Below are 17,829 nucleotides of genomic sequence, written 5' to 3' on the forward strand. Positions count from 1 at the left end.
GAGGGCATGTTCACCTTGCTTGCGCTCACGCTGTGAGCGCGCATCATTGGTGCTCATGAGCATCGACGATTCTTCGCACGCAGAGCAACCAGCACACCCGGGGAACGCGGAGCAGCCGGAGAACGCAACGCACGCAACGCACGCGGAACCCGCAACGCACGCGACGCACGCGGAACCCGCAGCGCGGTCAGCAGGCGCCGCGCGGCCGGAGCACGACCACGCCCACGGTGACGAGCCACACGCGGGGTCGCTCGCGAATCGGCTGAACTGGTTGCGGGCGGGCGTGCTCGGGGCAAACGACGGCATCGTCTCGACGGCGGGCATCGTCGTCGGCGTTGCCGCTGCGACCACCGACCGAGCTCCGATCTTCACCGCGGGCATCGCGGGGCTGGCAGCGGGAGCGGTGTCGATGGCGCTGGGCGAATACGTCTCGGTCAGCACCCAGCGCGACACCGAACGCGCACTGCTCGACAAAGAGGCGCGCGAACTGGCCGAACAACCCGAAGCCGAGTTCGAGGAGTTGGTCGGGCTTTACGAGGCCAAGGGACTCACACATTCGACGGCGTGCCAGGTCGCGCGTGAGTTGACCGAGCACGACGCATTCGCCGCACACGTCGAGGCCGAACTGGGACTCGACCCACACGAGCTCACCAACCCCTGGCAGGCAGCAATCTCGTCGGCCGTGTCGTTCACGAGCGGCGCAGCGCTACCGTTGATCGCGATTCTCGCGCCGCCCGCATCGATTCGGATTCCGGTGACGTTCGTCGTTGTCCTGATCGCGCTGGCGATTACCGGAGCCCTCGGGGCGATACTCGGCGGCTCGAAACCCTGGCGACCGATGATTCGCGTCGTGATTGGTGGCGCAATAGCAATGGCCGTGACTTACGGAATCGGCCACCTCGTTGGCCATACCGTTACTTGACGGTCACCCGCAACTACCCGCACAACGCTTGTCGATGCTCTGAATATGGGCGCGTACCAGCAAGTTCAGCCTTACCTTGCCTCGAAACCTCCCAGCCGAGACACGCGCGCAATCCCATTCCGAAATGGTCACATTTCCACTAACAGCGATTGTTTTGCAACCCGTAACAAATCCTGTGGCCTACCGTTGAGTACGGAAAGAAAACGCGAGAAACTGCAACAGAAAAGGCTTGTTTCGTCCAGCGAACCGAATTCTGCCAACCGCTTCCGTAGTGGACCACCGCATTGCGTCCACGCTGTCTGATTGGGGCGACGATGAGCATCCTGGATAACACGGCACACGACATTCCCCCGCGCGAGCACGACGACTTCGAGATCAACGAGCTGGAAACCGGGAGCTTCGAGAACCGAGATTTCGCAAGCACCAAACCTGATCCCACTCTGGATCCGTTCGTGCGCACCGACGAGCGAGCAGACACCGGCGATTTCCCCGCACTCCAACCTGATATCGACGGCCCCAACACCGACCGCCTGGACACCGACCGCCCCAACACCGACGCCCCGCGCACCTTCACCTCCGATGAAGACCCCCAAGCCGGTCGCGCGTCCACCCTGGGGACCGTGCCGGCCCCGGACAATCACGAGGAACACAGCACCCTCCTCATCGCTGCGCTACTCTCCATCGGCTGTCTGTGGATCGGCATCACGGTCGACAGCCTCTTCGATTCCCTCGCACTCACCGCTACCAGCGTCGCAGTGTTTGCTACTCTCACGCTCGGAGTGCTCGTCGCATCAGCACTTCACGACAGCGAATAGCGCGGTCCGACCGCGCCGTAAACGTCGGGGTGACATTGGCGCTCCGTCAGAGAGCGTGAGGGATGAGCCAGGGTCTGACCAGTACCAGGGGCGGGGACGCGGCGTCGATCTTCCAGGGTATGGAGTTGAGGCCCCAGTTCAGCCCTGTCTTCGAACTGTCAGGCGGCAACCTCGTCGGCGCGAGTCTCGAGCTCAGCGGCCCCAAGGGCACCAATTTCGACTCACCTCGCGCTCTTCGTCGAACCGCAACGCTCATGGAGCAGCGCACGGCTCTCGATTCCCGGAAATTCGCATTTGCCGACGCCGCTCCGGCCCGGCGCGTCTCGGCGGCTATTCCACTCTTCCTCGCGGTCGACATCGACCTCTACGATCCGCAGCGCACATACTCGGCCGGCGAGACCTTGGCGTTGCTGATCGAACCGCGCAGCGTGCTGCGGCGTCCGCAGTCGCGGCTCGCTCAGGTCGCACAGGCCCGGCGAGATGGACGACTGATCGCGATCGAGGGCATCACCGCGGATCGTCGAACGGCAACGTTGCTCACGCTCATCGAACCCGACGTCGTGTTGTTGCACCCCGACATCCTCGCGCCGGTTCCGACACCCGAGACCGCCCACCTGGCACACACGCTCGCCGCACACATCGAGCGCACGGGCGCGATCGTCATCGCGACGGGAGTCGACACCGAGGCGGATCGGCGGATCGCAGAGACCCTCGGCGCCCGATACGGGCTGGGCGCGCTGCACCCGCCCGTCTCTGATGCCGACGACAGGGTGCTCGGCGCGATTTCTCAACTCCCGCCCCTGCCCGCCCGCACGACGCCTCCCACCGACGAGAAAACCCCGTACGCCATCGCATCGAAGTCGGGTGCGCCGCGTCCGGCCGACCAGCGACTGCTACTCGAGATGAGTAAAGACCTCGAACGGACCGCGACAGAGGCAAGCGTCGCGGTCGTCCTCGGCACCTTCCAGGATCGACACCACTTCGCATCGTCGACGTCGCAACGCTGGCGCGCGATGTCGGAGAAGGTGGGGCTCGTCGGCGTGTACGGCGAGGGAATCCGGCCCATGAGTGAGGGCAACATCCATTACGCGCCGCTGAGTTCCGACGACGCACTCGTCAACGAATGGAACGTCGCCGTGCTCGGAATGCACTTCGCCGCACTGCTTTCCGCGCGTGAGATACACGGACCACGCCCCAGCGGCCATCGCGAGTTCATGTTTGTGCAGAGCTACGATCGGACGATCGTGACCCAGGCGATTCGAGTGATCTTGTCCCGCTTCACCTGACGCACTACTTCTTGAGCGTGCGAACTCAGATCGGCATCAGCAGATGCTTACGCGGCGTGCGCATCGTCTGCTTGTCGCGCAACTGCGCCAACGCTTTACGGAGCTGCAGTCGTGTCTGGGCAGGCTCGATGACGGCATCGATGTAGCCGCGCTCCGCAGCGAGGTAGGGCGTGGCCATCATCGTGTTGTAGAAGTCGATGAAGTCGCGTCGCACCTTGTCGGCGTCGTGCGCCGACATCCCCTCGGTCTGCCGACGAGTCAGGACCGCTGCCGCCGACTCCGCGCCCATCACAGCGATTTTCGCCGTCGGCCACGCGAAGTTGAGGTCGGCGCCGAGCTGCTTGGAACCCATCACCGCGTACGCTCCGCCGTACGCTTTGCGCAGCACGACGGTGACCTTCGGGACATCCGCTTCGACGTAGGCGAACAGGAACTTGCCGGAGCGTCGAATGGTGCCCTTCTGCTCTTCCACGAGTCCCGGCAGGATTCCCGGGGTGTCGACGAGGAACACGAGCGGAATGCGGAAAGCGTTGCAGATACGCACAAACCGCGTCGCCTTCTCCGACGAGTCGGTGTCGAGCGTTCCGGCCATCACGCTCGGCTGGTTGGCGACGACGCCGACGCTGTGACCGTCGACGCGCGCATAACCGGTGAGGATGTTGGGTGCGAACAACTCACCGACCTCGTGGAACGCGCCGTCGTCGAACAGTTTCACGATGATGTCGCGCATGTCGTACGCGGCGTTGTCGCTGTCGGGCATGAAATCGTTGAGAGCCAAGTCGGATTCGGTGATCTCCGGCTCGAGCCCCGGATTGACGACCGGCGGCTCTTCGAAGCTGGTCGACGGCATGTACTGCAGGTACTCACGCACCCACTCGAATGCCTGCTTCTCGTCCGGCGCGATGTGGTGGATGTTGCCCCACCGCGCCTGGTTGTGCGCGCTACCGAGGTCTTCTGCCGAAATCTCTTCGCCGGTGGTCTGTTTGATGACGTCGGGACCGGTGACGAACATGTATGACTTGTCCTCGACCGCGACGAGGATGTCGGTGTTCGCAGGCGTGTACACCGCGCCGCCCGCACACTTTCCGAGGATCACCGAGACCTGCGGCGAGAGACCGGAGAGCAGATCGTTTCGACGACCCATCTCGGCGTACCAGGCGAGCGAGGTCACGGCGTCCTGGATGCGTGCACCGGCCGAATCGTTGATGCCGACCATCGGGCAACCGATCTTGCCTGCCCACTCCATGAGCGCAGACACCTTGCGGCCGAACATCTCTCCGACGGTGCCGCCGAAAACGGTCTGGTCGTGGCTGAAGGCCGCGACGGGACGGCCGTGCACCAGTCCGTGACCGGTCACGACGCCGTCGCCGTAACCCGTGTGTGCTGCTCCGGGCATCTTGGCGAGCGCACCGATCTCGACGAAGGTCCCCGGATCGAACAGCATGTCGAGACGCTCACGCGGAGAACAGATCCCCTTGCGCTCGCGCTTCTCGATCGCCTTCTCGCCACCGGGTTCGCGTGCCTGCTCCAACCGGACGCGGAGATCGGCGAGTTTGGCTGCGGTGGTGTCGGTCACGTGATCTTCTTCCTCGATGTCGGTACTAGCGGATGTCGGTGCCAGCGCACCGATTTCGCTTCTCGCTTGGCCTCGATGGCCGTCCTAGTTGGTGGCCTTCGCCTCCACGGCTGCAAGACGCTTCGTCAGATCGGCGCCGATCTTGGCGATGTAGGGCTCGTCGACGATCGACAGGTGATCGCCGCCGATGTGGATGATCTCCAGGTCGTCGACGACCTCGCCCCATCGGCCATCCTCGTCGATCTCCGCCCACTGCGGCTCGAGTTCGATTGCGCCGTCGTGCATCTTGTCGGCGCGGTAGAGGATCACCTTGCTGCTGTAGGGCTGCGGCGCGATGTTGGTCAGCGCGCGGTTGTCGACGAAGGACGTGCGCTGGTGCTCGATGATGCCGCCGGGGATCTTGGTGCCCGACATCGAGACCATCTCCATGATGATCGCGAACTGGCCCTCGTCGTCGGCGTCGACGAGTCGGTCCATCGGGATCGGGACGTCGGGGTCGAGGTCGTAGTTGCGAATCGCGAAGTCTTTCCAGCGTTCGAGTCGTGCCCGCTTGTTCTCCGGGGTGTCGGGAACGTCGTGGCGCGGTCGGACCACGTCGATCAGTCCGACGAACGCGACGTCCTCGCCCTCGTCGCGCAGGACCTTGGCGCAGCCGTACGCGAGTGCGCCGCCGAGCGACCACCCGATCAGTACGTACGGGCCGTGCGGTTGGACCTCACGCAATCGCGGCAGATACTGCGCGACGCGCTCCTCGATGGTGCCCTCGACTCGGTCGAAACCGATGACCGGCTGATCTTCGGGGAGCCGCTTGAGGAGCGCCTCGTACGCCGAGGTGTTGCCACCCGCGGGGTGGAACAGCAAGGCGGGCACCGGATCTCCCGCGCTCGGGTCGTACGACTTCTTGCCTTCCGGCACCAGCCGCAGGTAGCGGATGAAGCCATCGGTGTCGGCCGCGGCGTCGAGGAACTTGCGGACATAGTCCGACATCTCCTCGATCGTCTCCGAATCGAGGATGTCCTCGACGTCGATGTCGCCACCGGTGCGCTCGTTGAGCTTGTCGGTGAGCTTCTGCGCGACGTCCTCTTCGAGCACGGGCAGCTTGTTGAAGATGCCACCCGCCGACTTGCCAGTGATGACCGCATACACGCCGAACGTCAAGCGCTCTGCGGCATCTCGCGGCGGAACATCGGAGCCCGCAGCCTCTGCGACGGCCTGCTGGCTCGTCAGATCCGGCGCTGCCGCAGGGGTCGTAGCCCGCTGGTCGGCCTCATCCCGCTGATCGAGCCTCGACTGCTGATCGAGCTTGTCGAGATCATCCCGCTGATCGGCCTTTTCCTGCTGATCGAGCGCCCCCTGCTGATCGAGCTTGTCGAGATCACCCCGCTGATCGGCCTTTTCCTGCTGATCGACCCCCGACCGCTGATCGAGCTTGTCGAGATCATCCTTCGCGAGCTGCTCGTCGATGTAGGAGTTGAGCGCAGCGGTGTCGAGTTCGCCTTCGCCTGCGGCCTTGCCTGCGAGGTCGTCGAGTTGGTCGCGGTGAGTCACCGCGAACGCAACGAACTTCTCGACGTCGGACAGATTCGCCTGACGCATCGCCTGCAGTTGCAGTTGCGGAATGTCGAATTCGTACTCGACGCGGTTCTTGATGCGCACCGCCATGAGTGAGTCGAGTCCCAGTTCGATCAGCGGAATCTCGCGCGGTAGATCCTCGGGATCGTAGCCCATCGACTCACCGACGATGATCGCGAGTCGATCACCAACGGACTCACCGGATTCCGGGTCCCACTTGTTACCGATTTCGTCGACGACCTCGTCGTCGACCGTCAGCGAGGTATCGGTGTAGCCGACCTTCGCCGGGTCGATGGCGCCCTCGGCTGTGCCAGCGGTGGACGTCGCAGCGCCGTCGGCCGGTTCCGCGATGCCACCGGCAGCATCTGACGTGCCCGTGACGACCGCTTCGAACAGGAGGTGGAAGTTCTTGTCCCGCTTGGTGTGCACCGTCACCGACGCACCGCCGGGGTGCGGACTCAGCGTGGTGGTCAACGTGCCCGTCTTCGGGAACTCACCGTGCGTAGCCGCGGCGCCGACGCGGGCGTCGTCGAATACCTCTGCGGCCGCGGCACGAACCAATTCGCGCGGATCGGTCACCGCAGCGGCGTTGACCTCCCAGGCGTGGCGGCCATCCGGAAGCGCGACGTGCGAACCGGGAATCCGCCCTGCCGTACCACCACTGGAGATCTGCGCAGTGAGCCAGAACGGCTTGCGGTCGAACCGGGTTCGCGGGATGTCGGCGTAATCGCCTGTGCCGAAAAGTGATCCGACGTCGACGGGATGTCCGTGGACGTAGAGCTTCATCAGGGCGTTGACGACGCCGAAGCTCTCGTCCTCCTTGCGACGCAGCGTCTCGATCAGCTCGGCGTCGTGCAGACCAGCCGAGAACGTCACTGCCGCAACGGAAATCAGCACCGCAGGGTTCGGCGAGAGCTCGAGGAAGGTCCGATGGCCATTCTCGACCGACTTCGAGATCGCCTGGCTGAACCACACGCTGTGGCGCAGCCCCTTGAGGAAGTAGTCGATGGTGTGCACGGGCTCGTGTCCCGCACGGTAGAAGGCCTCGCGATCGACCGAGCTGTAGAAGCCGGTCTCGAGACGCTTCGGCTCGATTCCGGTGAGTTCGTAGGACAATTCGCCCAGCAGCGGATCCATCTGCGACGTGTGGCTCGCGCCCTTGGTCTGCAGTTTGCGACCCAGCTTGCCCTCGGCCTCGGCTCGCGCGACGATCGCGTCGACCTGGGGCTCGGGACCACCGATGACGGTGTGCGTGGGTGCCGCGTAGACGCAGATCTCGAGGTCGGGGAAGTCGACGAGGACGTCATTGATGTCGTCTGCGCTGTATTCGACGAGTGCCATCAGGCGGATGTCGTCGCCGGTGAGCGTCGCCTCGCCCTCGCCCATGAGTCGCGAGCGCTGGCAGATGACGCGCGTGGCGTCTTCGAGTGAGAGTCCCCCGCTGATGTACGCGGCCGAGGCCTCGCCCATCGAATGCGGTACCAGCACACCGGGTTCGGCGCCGTGGTGACGCAGGAGGTCGGCAAGCGCGACCTGGATCGTGTAGATACCGACCTGCGCGGTCTCGATGCCGTAGGTCTGCTCGTCGTCGACGAACATCTCGGCGATGGAGTATCCGAGTTCGTTCTGCACGTACTCGTCGACGCGGTCGACGTACTTCTTGAAGACCGGGTTCTCGAGGTAGAGCTGCTTGGCCATCTTGCGATGCTGCGACCCGAAGCCCGAGAGCAGCCAGACCGCCGTTGCGGCGTCGGGCGAATCAGCCGAGTACACAAGCGGATTCGCTTTACCCTCCGCGACGGCGCGCACACCCTTGACCGCGTCTTCGTGGGTGCGTGCCATGACGACCGACCGCGAGCGGCCGTGGTTACGGTGCGCGAGCGCGCGTCCGATGTCGGCGAGGGGCGTCGCCGCACCCTCGTCGGATTCGAGCCACTCGAGCAGGTCCGCGGCAGCCTTACGACGCCGCGACGGCAGGAATCCCGAAAGCACCAGCGGCACAACCGATCCCTCGACCGCGCACGGGGCGAAGCCGTCGGCGGGATCGACCTCGACGACCTCGGCGGGCGCGTCGTCCTTCTTCGCCTGCGCGGCCAGGACGGCCCGCTCGGCGTCGGTGAGGAAGTCCTCGTCGTCGTCGGTTTCGACAGGCTCAACCAGCGAGGACGACTCAACCAGCGGGGACGATCCGCTGGTCGAGCTTGTCGAGACCACGCCCGACAGGTCGCTCGGCAGCACCTCGCGGACGACGACGTGCGCGTTGGTGCCGCCGAAGCCGAAGCCCGACACACCCGCGACGGCGTGACCCGAGTAGCGCGGCCAATCCGTCGGCTCCTCGACAACCTTCAGGTGGCCGGCGTCGAACTGGATGTAGGGGTTGGGGCCGGAGTAGTTGAGCGACGCAGGCAGCTTGTTGTGCTGCATCGCGAGAACCACCTTGGCGAGCGCGCCTGCGCCCGCGGCGGACTCCATGTGCCCGAAGTTCGTCTTGGCAGAACCGAGGAGCGCCGGAGCATCGGCCTGTCGACCGCGCCCGACGACGCGCCCGAGGGCGTCGGCTTCGATGGGATCGCCGAGCACCGTGCCGGTTCCGTGCGCTTCGATGTAGTCGACGCCGCGCGGATCGACAGCGGCGTCGGTGTACGCCGAGCGCAGCACCTCGACCTGGGCCTCGGGATTCGGAGCAGGCAGACCGTTGGAGCGTCCGTCGGAGTTGACCGCCGAACCCGCGACCACCGCGAGCACGGTGTCGCCGTCGCGTCGGGCGTCGGCAATGCGCTTGAGGACGAAGAGTCCGCCGCCCTCGGCGCGGATCATGCCGTCGGCGTCGGCCGAGAACGCCTTGATGTGGCCGTCCTTGGCCTGCGCGCCGATGCTGTCGAAGCCGAGTGTCGCGGCGGGCGTGATGATCATGTTGACGCCACCGGCGAGCGCGACGTCGGATTCACCCGAACGCAGGCTGCGCACGGCCTGATGCACGGCGACCAGCGACGACGAACACGCCGTGTCCATCGCGACCGACGGACCGTGGAAGTCGAAGAAGTAGGAGACGCGGTTGGCGACGATCGACGTCGACGTTCCGGTGAGCGCGTACGCGGCGGTGTCGTGAGCGCCGTCGTCGAGGCCCATGGCCGCGAGGAGTTGGTAGTCGTTGGTCGACGTGCCGATGAAGACGCCGACCGGCGCGCCCTTGAGGTCGCTGGCCGGGATGTGGGCGTCTTCGAGTGCCTCCCATGCCAGTTCGAGTGCGAGTCGCTGTTGCGGGTCGACCATCTCGACCTCGCGCGGACTCATCTGGAAGAAGTCGGCGTCGAAGCTCTTGACGTCGTCGAGGTAGCCACCCTTGACGTTGGACTCATCGATGACCTTCGCGAGGCGCGGATCGGATTTGAACTCGGCCCAGCGGTCGTCGGGAAGGTCGGAGATGCCGTCGCGGCCGGAGATCAGGGCTTCCCAGGTGGAGTCGGGGGTCTGCCCGGCCTTGGGGAAGCGTGTCGAGAGGCCGACGATCGCGATGTCGTCGTCGGCGTTGCGCTCGCGGATCCAGAAGGTCTCGGCGTCGAGGTCGAGGCCCTCGTCGGGGTCGCCCTCGATGATGCGCTTGGCGAGCATCGCGATGGTGGGGTGGTTGTAGGCGACCGTCGCGGTCAGTACGACGCCGGTCTTGTCCTCGATGTCGGCGGCGAGCGCCACCGCATCGCGGGACGACAGGCCGAACTCCTCCATCGGGCGGTCGTCGGAGATCTGCTCCGCGGAGATTCCGGTCGACGTCGCGACCCACTCCCGCAGCCAGTCGCGCAGTTCCGAGACCGTCAGTCCGCCGGCGGTCTCGCCGTCGGTGCTCTCGCTGTTGGGGGTCTCGGGGTCGGCCGCAGGCTCGATGTTCGGCTCGTTGTTCAGTTCAGACATCGGTCACCAGACTACTTGGCGGCGCAGCCAGGGCTGCGCGGGTTGTGGGCAGAAGTGGTCTCGACAAGCTCGACCAGCGGGATGGGGCGCCCGACCGGCGGGGCGGGTGGTCTCGACAAGCTCGACCAGCGGGCGGGACGCTCGACCAGCGGGCCGGGGTGGTCTCGACAAGCTCGACCAGCGGTGGGCACTCGACCGGCGGGTGGTCTCGACAAGCTCGACCAGCGGTGGGCGAGGTGGTCTCGACAAGCTCGACCAGCGGTGGACGCTCGACCAGCGGTGGACGCCGCAGGCGAGGAGCGGAGCGACGAAGCCGAGGACCGGCGCAGGGCGCCTGCGCGCGCCGCGATGCAGGAGGAGGCGGCATCGGAGCGAAGCGACGACGCCGCCGACGACGAAGAGCGGCGCTGCAAGCGCAGGCGCTGTGCGCCCGACAGCGCAGCGACGAAGCCGAGGACCGGCGCACGGTGCCTGCGCGCGCCGCGATGCAGGAGGAGGCGGCATCGGAGCGAAGCGACGACGCCGCCGACGACGAAGAGCGGCGCTGAAAGCGCAGGCGCCGTGCGCCCAAATCACACCGAGTCTGGGAACGCATCCTGCTTGTATCCGCCGCGGAGTCGGCCGTCGACATATGCGGTCTTGGTGGCGCGGCGGGCGATCTTGCCGCTGCTGGTGCGCGGGATCGAACCCGCGGGCACGAGCAGTACGTCGCGGGCCATGACGCCGTGGCGCTGGGCCACTGCGGCGCGGACGGTGTCGGCGATCTCCTGCGGATCGGTCTTCTTGCCCGGTCCGCGCTCGGCCACGATCACCAACTGCTCCGACGCGTCGTCGGCGTCGAATTTCAGTCCGCTGGCGGCGTTCTCGAAGACGACGCTCGGCAGCTGATTGGCGGGGACGGCGAAGGCGGCCACGAAGCCTGGGCGCAGCGCGGTGCTGGCTTCCTGTGCGCTGAACTCGAGGTCCTGCGGGTAGTGGTTACGGCCGTCGACGATCACGAGGTCCTTGACGCGGCCGGTGATGTAGAGCTCGCCGTCGAGCCAGACGCCGTAGTCGCCGGTGCGCATCCACTGGGCGTCTGCGGGTGCGCCGTCGGTGTGGCTGCCCTGTTCGAGCGGTGTGTCGATGGTGTTGTGGAACGTTGCGTCGCTCTCCTCGGCCTTGTTCCAGTAGCCGGCGCCGATGTTGAGTCCGTGCAGCCAAATCTCGCCGACCTCGCCGTCGGCTTTCTCGACGGCCTTTCCGGTTTCGTCGTATTCGGCGGCGTCGACGATGGTGGCCCACTGGCTCAACGCGACCTGTCCACACGACACCTGTGCAACGGCGTTGGGTGCATGCTGGTCGACGACCTTCATGTGTCCGGCGTTGAGTTCGTCGCGGTCGACGTAGACGACCTTGGCCTCGTTGTTGCGCTGTGTCGCAGAGACGAACAGCGTGGCCTCGGCCATGCCGTAGCAGGGCTTGATCGCGGTCTTGGGCAGTCCGTACGGACCGAATGCGTCGTTGAACTTCTTCATCGAGCTGACGGTGACGGGCTCGGAGCCGTTGATCAGTCCGATCACGTTCGACAGGTCGAGGTGCTCGCCGTCCTTGGGCAGACCGCGTGCTGCGGCGTGCTCGTAGGCGAAGTTCGGGGCTGCCGCGTATGTCTCGGCGCCGTCGCTGGCCGCTGCGAGTTCTTTGATCCAACGTCCCGGCCTGCGGACGAATGCCTGCGGGCTCATGATCGTGATGTAGCGGCCGCCGAGTGCGGGGAGGATCACCGTGAGCAGGCCCATGTCGTGGAACATCGGCAGCCACGTGACGCCGCGCGCGTTGCGGTCGATCTCGATGCAGTCGTAGATCTGCAGGCAGTTGGCCGCGACGGCCTCGTAGGTGATCTCGACGCCTGCGGGCACGCGGGTGGAGCCGGAGGTGTACTGGAGGTATGCGACGGTGTCGCGGTTGTGGTCCTTGCCCGCGACCGGGGCCACCCAGCTCGATCCGACCGAGTCGGGGACGGCATCGACGGCGATCACGCGGGGACGTTCCTTCGCGGGGACTCCCGCGAAGAAGTCGCGCACGGCCTCGGCCGACTTGGTGGAGGTGAGGATTGCCGTCGGCTTGCAGTCGGCGAGCACTGCGGTCAGACGGTCGGTGTGGCCGGGCTCGTCGGGGCTGAAGAGCGGCACGGCGATGTTGCTCGCGTAGAGCGCGGAGAAGAAGCCGATCACGTACTCCAGCGATTGCGGAGCAAGAATCGCGACACGGTCACCGGGCTTGGTGACCTGCTGCAGCCGGGCGGCGACCGCGCGCAGCCGCTTGCCGAACTGCGCCCAGGTCAGGTCTTGCGCCTCCCCGTCGCGTTCGCGGCTGTAGTCGATGAAGCGGTACGCCAGCGTGTCAGCCTGATCGCGCACGTTCCGCTCGACGTAGTCGACCAGCGTCGCGTCCTCGTTGAAATGCAGGTTGCCGCTCTCATCGAGGAACTGCTCAAATTCTGTGTTCAGCATCCATTACTCCTGTGGCCCCCTCGCGGGACGCCACGTCCGTGCGCCTCGTCGGCGCGGTGTCGTGGCACTCCCCGCAGGTACCACGTCTTTCGGGCGTCGTGTCCGCATAGATAACGCGTGACACGGTAGCGCACACTCGGCTACTCACCCGAATTCTTGGTGTGTGGTGGATTGCACCTTCATGACGCCGAAATTCCGACATATCCCGAGGTCATTCGCAGGTGAATTCACTTCAGCCCATTTCGACGAAGCCGAAATGGGCCGTCGACAATCCTACTCCCCCTTCAATTGTGCAAGTACAGGTGCAAACGCGTCCATCTGAGTGGGGAAGACGCCCACGTACGACATCGTCGTGCGTCGACGCACCTCGCGGATCTGGTCGGCGATCTCCTCGAACGAGCCGATCGCGATATAGGGCGACGTCAGCACATCGTCGACGGTGAACTCGGTGTCGTGAGCGATGTTCGGCGGGTAACCCTGCGCCAGCGCCTTGAGTGCCATTTCGGCGGTGGCCTCGCGGTCGTCGGTGATGACGATGACGGCGATTGTCCAGTTGAGCTCGATGTCGGCGAAGCGGTCGCCCGCGACCTCGCGGATGCGGTCGACGCGTGCCGCCGTCTTCTCGATCGTCATGTCCGACAGCTTCATCTTGCCGTCGGGGGTCGTGCCCGGTGCGACGGAGATGATGTCGGCGTGCTTGGCCGCAAGCGCGAGCATCTTCGGTCCGCCACCGCCGACCGCGATCGGCGGTCGGGGTCCCTGCCGCGGGCGTGGACTGCCCTCGAGGCCGCGGATCTGATAGAACTCGCCGTCGAAATCGACGGTCTCGCCGCGCATCAGCTTGTCCAGGATGGTCAGCGATTCGTCGAGCTTCCTGATACGCACGCCGGGCGTCTCGAACTCGATGCCCGCCTTGTCGAACTCTTCCTTCATCCACCCTGCGCCGATGCCGAGCTCGAGTCGCCCCTTGCTCAGCACGTCGATCGTGTTGGCCTCCTTGGCCAGGATCGCGGGATGACGGAACCCGTTGGCGAGCACTGAAGTACCGAGACGGATGGTGCTCGTCGCCTGGCTGAGCGCTCCGAGGGCTGCGAGCGGGCCGACCTGGTTGCCCAGGTGGTCGGGTACCGCGAACGTGTCGTAGCCGTACTCTTCCGCGGTCTGCGCCAGCTTCACGAACTTGCGGGCGCCGCCCTCGTCCTTGTTGCCCTCGCCGCCGGCTCCGAACCGAAACTTGCGCAGTTCACCGGGGTCACTCATCGTCGCCTGTTTCTCCTCACGCATCACTGCGGTTACCGGTTGGTCTGGTGGGCGGGTGTGCCCGACCGCCCAACGGTAATGCAGGTCGACGGCCCTACCCAAACACGGCCCGACGGGACATATGACCTAGTGGGGCGCGGGCAGGACAGGTGAACGCGACGATCCGACGCCGCGTACCGGTCCGTGTTGTCGTCGGATCGGACGCGACGTCGGATCTGCGTCAGTTGTGCGCGGGATGCGGGGCGTCGGCGATGACCTTGTTCGACCAGCCGTACATCCACTGAGTGGCGCTGATGCCGTCGAGCTGCCAGTAGCGTTTGGTCGCGTACATGGCGTGAACGGGATTGTTGATGGCGCCCGCGAGTTGACCGACGGCGCCGACCGGATTGGCGACGGTTGGCGAATCGCAGATGAGATCGCCTGGCGCACAGATTGATTGGACTCGGTCACGCAGATCACCGAAGCCACCGCTACGCGGTCCCGTCATCGTGATCCCCGGCACGAGCTTGCCCATTCCGCTGAGCGCGACCTCCGCACCGACACCGTCGGGGTCGGGACCGATGTCGTTCTGCTGGCCCTTCTCGCGTCGACCGTCGGCGATGAGTCCGACGCCGAGCACCAGATCTTGATCCGACGTATCGATCGGGCCGCGCCCGTTGCCGATATTGCTCGCGAGGTCGCCGCCGATGACCGCGCCCTGCGAGAATCCCATGATCACGTAGCGCGTCAGCGGACACTTCTTGTTGGTGTCACGCAGCTTTGCCGCAGCACGGTTGTAGCCCTGCTGCCGTGACACGTTGTAGTCGGCCTGACGGTCGTTGAGATTGGTCGGGTTACGGAACTGCGCGATGTAGGGAACGGTGTAGACCTCGGTGCGCGAGGTCGGGTAGTACTCGTTCTGCAACGCCGTGGACACCCGGCGCATCAGCGACGCCTTGTTGGCCGTCGGATTCATCGGGTCGTCGTCTGCCGACGATTCCCAGGTGCCCGGGATGACAAGCGTCAGCACGTCCGGGCAGTCCGCGGATTGCGCTTCCGGACGCCCCGGCGACGGCGGAGCGCTGGTCGACGGCCCCTGGCCGCCGGGAATGCTCGGCGGTCCGGGCTTGAGCAGAGTGATCACCAAGATCACGATCAACACGACCGCGATGATGACGAGAAGGGCTAGGAACAGGGCGATTCGACCCAGTCGACGACCCTTACGTCGACCGGTTGCACCTCGCTTGGCCGCCACCCCTAGCAGTAGTTGTCACGTGCGGCTTTGATGACCTTGTCCGCCTTCGAATTCGCGTCGGCAGCGTTCTTCGAACTCGGACCGATCATCGCGGTGACGAAAGCCTTCACGGTCGTCGGATCGGCTCCCTTGGCCTGCTGCGAACAGACGTATTCCGCACTGTTGAGCGCGACGGAGTTGTCGGAGTCGCCCGCGAAGCTGACGTTTTCGTCCTTGAGCACCTGCAGGTACTTCTTGCCCTTGTCGCTCACGGGCTCACCGCCGGGGCCGGGGAAGTTCTCGGGCACCTTGGTGCCACTGTTCGGTGCCGTCGCGGGCAGCGTCGTCGAACCCGACACCTTGGTGCCGACCGGCGCGGCGGCTTCCGACGACGCGCGCTCCGATTCCGACGACTTCGCGGCCGACGACGACGGAGACGAGTACATCGACGTCGTCGTGACGGGGTCACTCGTGATCGGGGCACTTGCTGTCGAATCGTCCGAGCATGCGGTCAGACCGCCCGCCAGGGCCAGTCCGGCCACCATCACACCCAACCCGAAGAACTTCCTCATCATCACTTCCTCATCACAACCCGACCGGCGTTGTCGGCACCGTGCCAGGCTACTCCGACCGCAAGCCGCCGCCGACCATCAAATCGGCGTCACCTGCGAAAATGCTGTGATTCCTCAGCGAGATCTCAGCGCACCCACACCCGGCGCCGAGCCTGCGCCGATCATCCGAACACACTCGGCACCGGGTGAGACGACTTGCGGTCATTTGCCGATGACCGTCCCGCCATTGGCGGTCCAGGAAATCTTGCCGCGCTCGAACGTGTTGAAACGTCCCTTGCCATCCCTGGTGGGCAGTTCGTCGCTGGTCGGCAGACCCAGTTTGCCGCCGGGACCACCGATCGAGGCGTACGCCCCACCGATCGCGCCCGCGACCTCCTTGGGCCCCTTGGGACCTGTGATCACGCGACCCTTGTAGAAGTCCTGCGCGCGTCCACCCGGTACCGCGTACTCGGGGGTGAGGCAGCCGCCCAGCTTGTTGGCGTCGGCGACCTTCTTGAACGCCGCCGACGGACGGCACGCGACCTTGTCGCCACCGAGTCCGAGCGCCGCCGCGGCCTGAGGCCACGCCTGTGCCATCTCGAACTCCCAGTAGGCCCAGGTGTGGGTTCCGGACGGTCGGTAGACGGCCTGCCCCGGAATGCCCAGCTCGTTCAGCTTGATCGCGAACTGCTGCGACGTGACGCGGCTGAGCAGTTCCAGACCGACGCCCGAGTAGTTCGTTGCCAGCAGCGGGATGTCCGACGGCTTGTCATGCGGTCCGACGAGTCCGTTGCCCGACGAGACGTAAAGGCTTGTGCCACGCAGCTTGTCGGCGATCAGGAAGGGGTCGTGCTCCTTCCAGGCCGGGTCGCTCGGCGGCCCGAACATGTTCATCGAGTTGTAGCCACCGCCGTCGCGCTGCGCGAACTGGATTGCCTGCGGCATACCCGTCGACGTCAACTGCAGAATGCCCGAGAACGACGCCACGAACTTGTAGAAGCCCGGGTTGCGCGCCGCGAGCATCATCGCGCCGGTGCCGCCCATGGAGAGTCCCTCGATGCCGCGGACATCCGTCGAACGCCAATCGCCTTCGATGATCGGCGGCAACTCGTGGATGAGGAACGTCTCCCACTTGTAGGTCTTGCCGCGGTCCGGCTGCTTCCAGTCGGTGTAGAAGCTCGACTCGCCACCGATCGGCAGCACGACGTTGACGTTCTTGTCCTTGTAGAAGTCGACGATGTTGGTGTTCAGCACCCACCCGCTCTGGTCGTCCTGCGCACGCAGGCCGTCGAGCATGGTCAGTTGTGGGAACTTGGCGTTCGGGCGCGCCCACCAGTCGCGCGCCAGCAGGATCTGCACCTGGATGTCGGTGTTCATCGCAGGCGAGTGCACCCACAGTGCGACGCGCCGGTCGGTGTACCAGAACACCTTCGTGACGCGTGCGGGCTGAGCAGGTGCCGCTGCAGGCTGCGCGGGCGCTGCCTGCTCGGCAGGCGCCGCCGGTTGAGCCGGGGCCGGCTGGGCGGGAGCTGCTGGTTGGGCGGGAGCTGCCGGTTGGGCCGGAGGTGCGGCAGGCGGATCGGCAGGCGCGGATGCCTGGCCCGCCATCGTCATCCCGACGGCCACGGCGATCGTCGCCGACACCGTCGCCGCGACACGCGTGATCCGACGTCCCTGTCGCCATCCGTGCTCGTTCGTCACCCGATCCCCCTTCGCGCGATCAGCGCGTACCGCTCGACGCATTCGATTCCCACTCCTTCGCACCGGTGGGGCGGAACTCCGCTGTGCACGCGGTCTGCGCGCACCTCAGAAATCACATTCATCCCACTAGCCACATTTTGCCTCAGGTGTTTCTTACCCTGTCCGGACGATGAATCCGTGCGCGACGCGCTGAGGCGTGTGAGATTTCTGTGACTTGTGATGCGTATGGGGCAACCCGACGTTGCGTTTCGAGGTCGGTCACCAAACAAAGCGACCCCGACCGGAAGTCGGCGGTTTCAAGGGGTCGGCGCAACACTGCTGTTAGTTGGTGGTGATTAGATCACGCAAACGCTCGGCTGGGGTATCCCAGCCGAGCGTTTTGCGTGGACGGCCGTTGAGTTCCTGCGCGACGTGCTCAAGATCGGCTGGACCGTAGACACTGAGGTCAGTGCTTTTGGGGAAGTACTGCCGTAGCAGCCCGTTGGTGTTCTCGTTGGTACCGCGCTGCCACGGGCTGGCCGGATCGCAGAAG

At 65.5% G+C, this 17,829-nt stretch carries 12 protein-coding genes; 4 read left to right on the forward strand and 8 right to left on the reverse strand.

Annotated features, from left to right (window positions below; genetic code table 11):
• The first annotated feature begins 49 nt into the window (after nt 1-49).
• From GOSPT_RS19205 to GOSPT_RS19215, 3 genes are all read left to right on the forward strand, one after another.
• The gene (locus GOSPT_RS19205; protein WP_005208208.1) at nt 50-922 is read left to right on the forward strand and encodes a VIT1/CCC1 transporter family protein; all 873 of its coding nucleotides are present in this window, start codon (nt 50-52) and stop codon (nt 920-922) included.
• Nucleotides 923-1,236: 314 nt separating this feature from the next.
• Nucleotides 1,237-1,737, forward strand: coding sequence for a hypothetical protein (locus GOSPT_RS19210; RefSeq protein ID WP_005208209.1), 501 nt, complete (start codon nt 1,237-1,239; stop codon nt 1,735-1,737).
• Nucleotides 1,738-1,856: 119 nt separating this feature from the next.
• Nucleotides 1,857-3,023: an EAL domain-containing protein gene (locus tag GOSPT_RS19215; protein ID WP_245548744.1), complete on the forward strand. Its 1,167-nt coding sequence runs from the start codon at nt 1,857-1,859 to the stop codon at nt 3,021-3,023.
• 25 nt (nt 3,024-3,048) lie between these two features.
• Here the strand turns inward: GOSPT_RS19215 and GOSPT_RS19220 are convergent, their stop codons facing one another.
• Nucleotides 3,049-4,599, reverse strand: a complete 1,551-nt coding sequence (locus tag GOSPT_RS19220; protein ID WP_005208211.1) for an acyl-CoA carboxylase subunit beta — start codon at nt 4,597-4,599, stop codon at nt 3,049-3,051.
• An 84-nt stretch (nt 4,600-4,683) separates the two neighbouring features.
• Nucleotides 4,684-10,080, reverse strand: coding sequence for a polyketide synthase Pks13 (pks13, locus tag GOSPT_RS19225; RefSeq protein WP_005208212.1), 5,397 nt, complete (start codon nt 10,078-10,080; stop codon nt 4,684-4,686).
• A 236-nt stretch (nt 10,081-10,316) separates the two neighbouring features.
• Between pks13 and GOSPT_RS23975 the strand changes: the two genes are divergently transcribed.
• Nucleotides 10,317-10,628, forward strand: coding sequence for a hypothetical protein (locus GOSPT_RS23975; protein WP_168431309.1), 312 nt, complete (start codon nt 10,317-10,319; stop codon nt 10,626-10,628).
• Between the two features lie 24 nt (nt 10,629-10,652).
• Here GOSPT_RS23975 and fadD32 read toward each other — a convergent pair whose 3' ends face one another.
• The 6 genes from fadD32 to GOSPT_RS19260 form a co-directional block, all read right to left on the reverse strand.
• Nucleotides 10,653-12,572: a long-chain-fatty-acid--AMP ligase FadD32 gene (gene fadD32, locus GOSPT_RS19235; RefSeq protein WP_005208220.1), complete on the reverse strand. Its 1,920-nt coding sequence runs from the start codon at nt 12,570-12,572 to the stop codon at nt 10,653-10,655.
• A gap of 273 nt (nt 12,573-12,845) precedes the next feature.
• Nucleotides 12,846-13,832: an LLM class F420-dependent oxidoreductase gene (locus tag GOSPT_RS19240; RefSeq protein WP_005208221.1), complete on the reverse strand. Its 987-nt coding sequence runs from the start codon at nt 13,830-13,832 to the stop codon at nt 12,846-12,848.
• 220 nt (nt 13,833-14,052) lie between these two features.
• On the reverse strand, nt 14,053-15,066 hold the full coding sequence (locus GOSPT_RS19245) for a cutinase family protein (RefSeq protein ID WP_005208223.1): 1,014 nt from the start codon (nt 15,064-15,066) through the stop codon (nt 14,053-14,055).
• Between the two features lie 2 nt (nt 15,067-15,068).
• A complete protein-coding gene (locus GOSPT_RS19250) occupies nt 15,069-15,617 on the reverse strand; it encodes a DUF732 domain-containing protein (RefSeq protein WP_005208225.1) in 549 nt (182 codons plus the stop codon).
• A 201-nt stretch (nt 15,618-15,818) separates the two neighbouring features.
• Nucleotides 15,819-17,339 carry an alpha/beta hydrolase-fold protein gene (locus GOSPT_RS19255; protein WP_005208227.1) on the reverse strand — a complete coding sequence of 507 codons (1,521 nt, stop codon included), beginning with the start codon at nt 17,337-17,339 and terminating at the stop codon, nt 15,819-15,821.
• 279 nt (nt 17,340-17,618) lie between these two features.
• Nucleotides 17,619-17,829 (reverse strand): IS30 family transposase (locus tag GOSPT_RS19260; protein ID WP_005206475.1); only part of this gene is annotated, 211 nt, incomplete at its 5' end.

The organism is Gordonia sputi NBRC 100414, from assembly GCF_000248055.1.
GTDB classification, from domain to species: domain Bacteria; phylum Actinomycetota; class Actinomycetes; order Mycobacteriales; family Mycobacteriaceae; genus Gordonia; species Gordonia sputi.

Excerpts from the sequence above, each read along its gene's own strand:
- GOSPT_RS19240 (WP_005208221.1), bottom strand. The coding sequence starts at position 13,832 with ATGAGTGACCCCGGTGAACTGCGCAAGTTTCGGTTCGGAGCCGGCGGC.
- GOSPT_RS19255 (WP_005208227.1), bottom strand. The coding sequence starts at position 17,339 with ATGCGTCGAGCGGTACGCGCTGATCGCGCGAAGGGGGATCGGGTGACG.
- fadD32 (WP_005208220.1), bottom strand. The coding sequence starts at position 12,572 with ATGCTGAACACAGAATTTGAGCAGTTCCTCGATGAGAGCGGCAACCTG.
- pks13 (WP_005208212.1), bottom strand. The coding sequence starts at position 10,080 with ATGTCTGAACTGAACAACGAGCCGAACATCGAGCCTGCGGCCGACCCC.
- GOSPT_RS19215 (WP_245548744.1), top strand. The coding sequence starts at position 1,857 with ATGGAGTTGAGGCCCCAGTTCAGCCCTGTCTTCGAACTGTCAGGCGGC.
- GOSPT_RS19250 (WP_005208225.1), bottom strand. The coding sequence starts at position 15,617 with ATGAGGAAGTTCTTCGGGTTGGGTGTGATGGTGGCCGGACTGGCCCTG.
- GOSPT_RS19210 (WP_005208209.1), top strand. The coding sequence starts at position 1,237 with ATGAGCATCCTGGATAACACGGCACACGACATTCCCCCGCGCGAGCAC.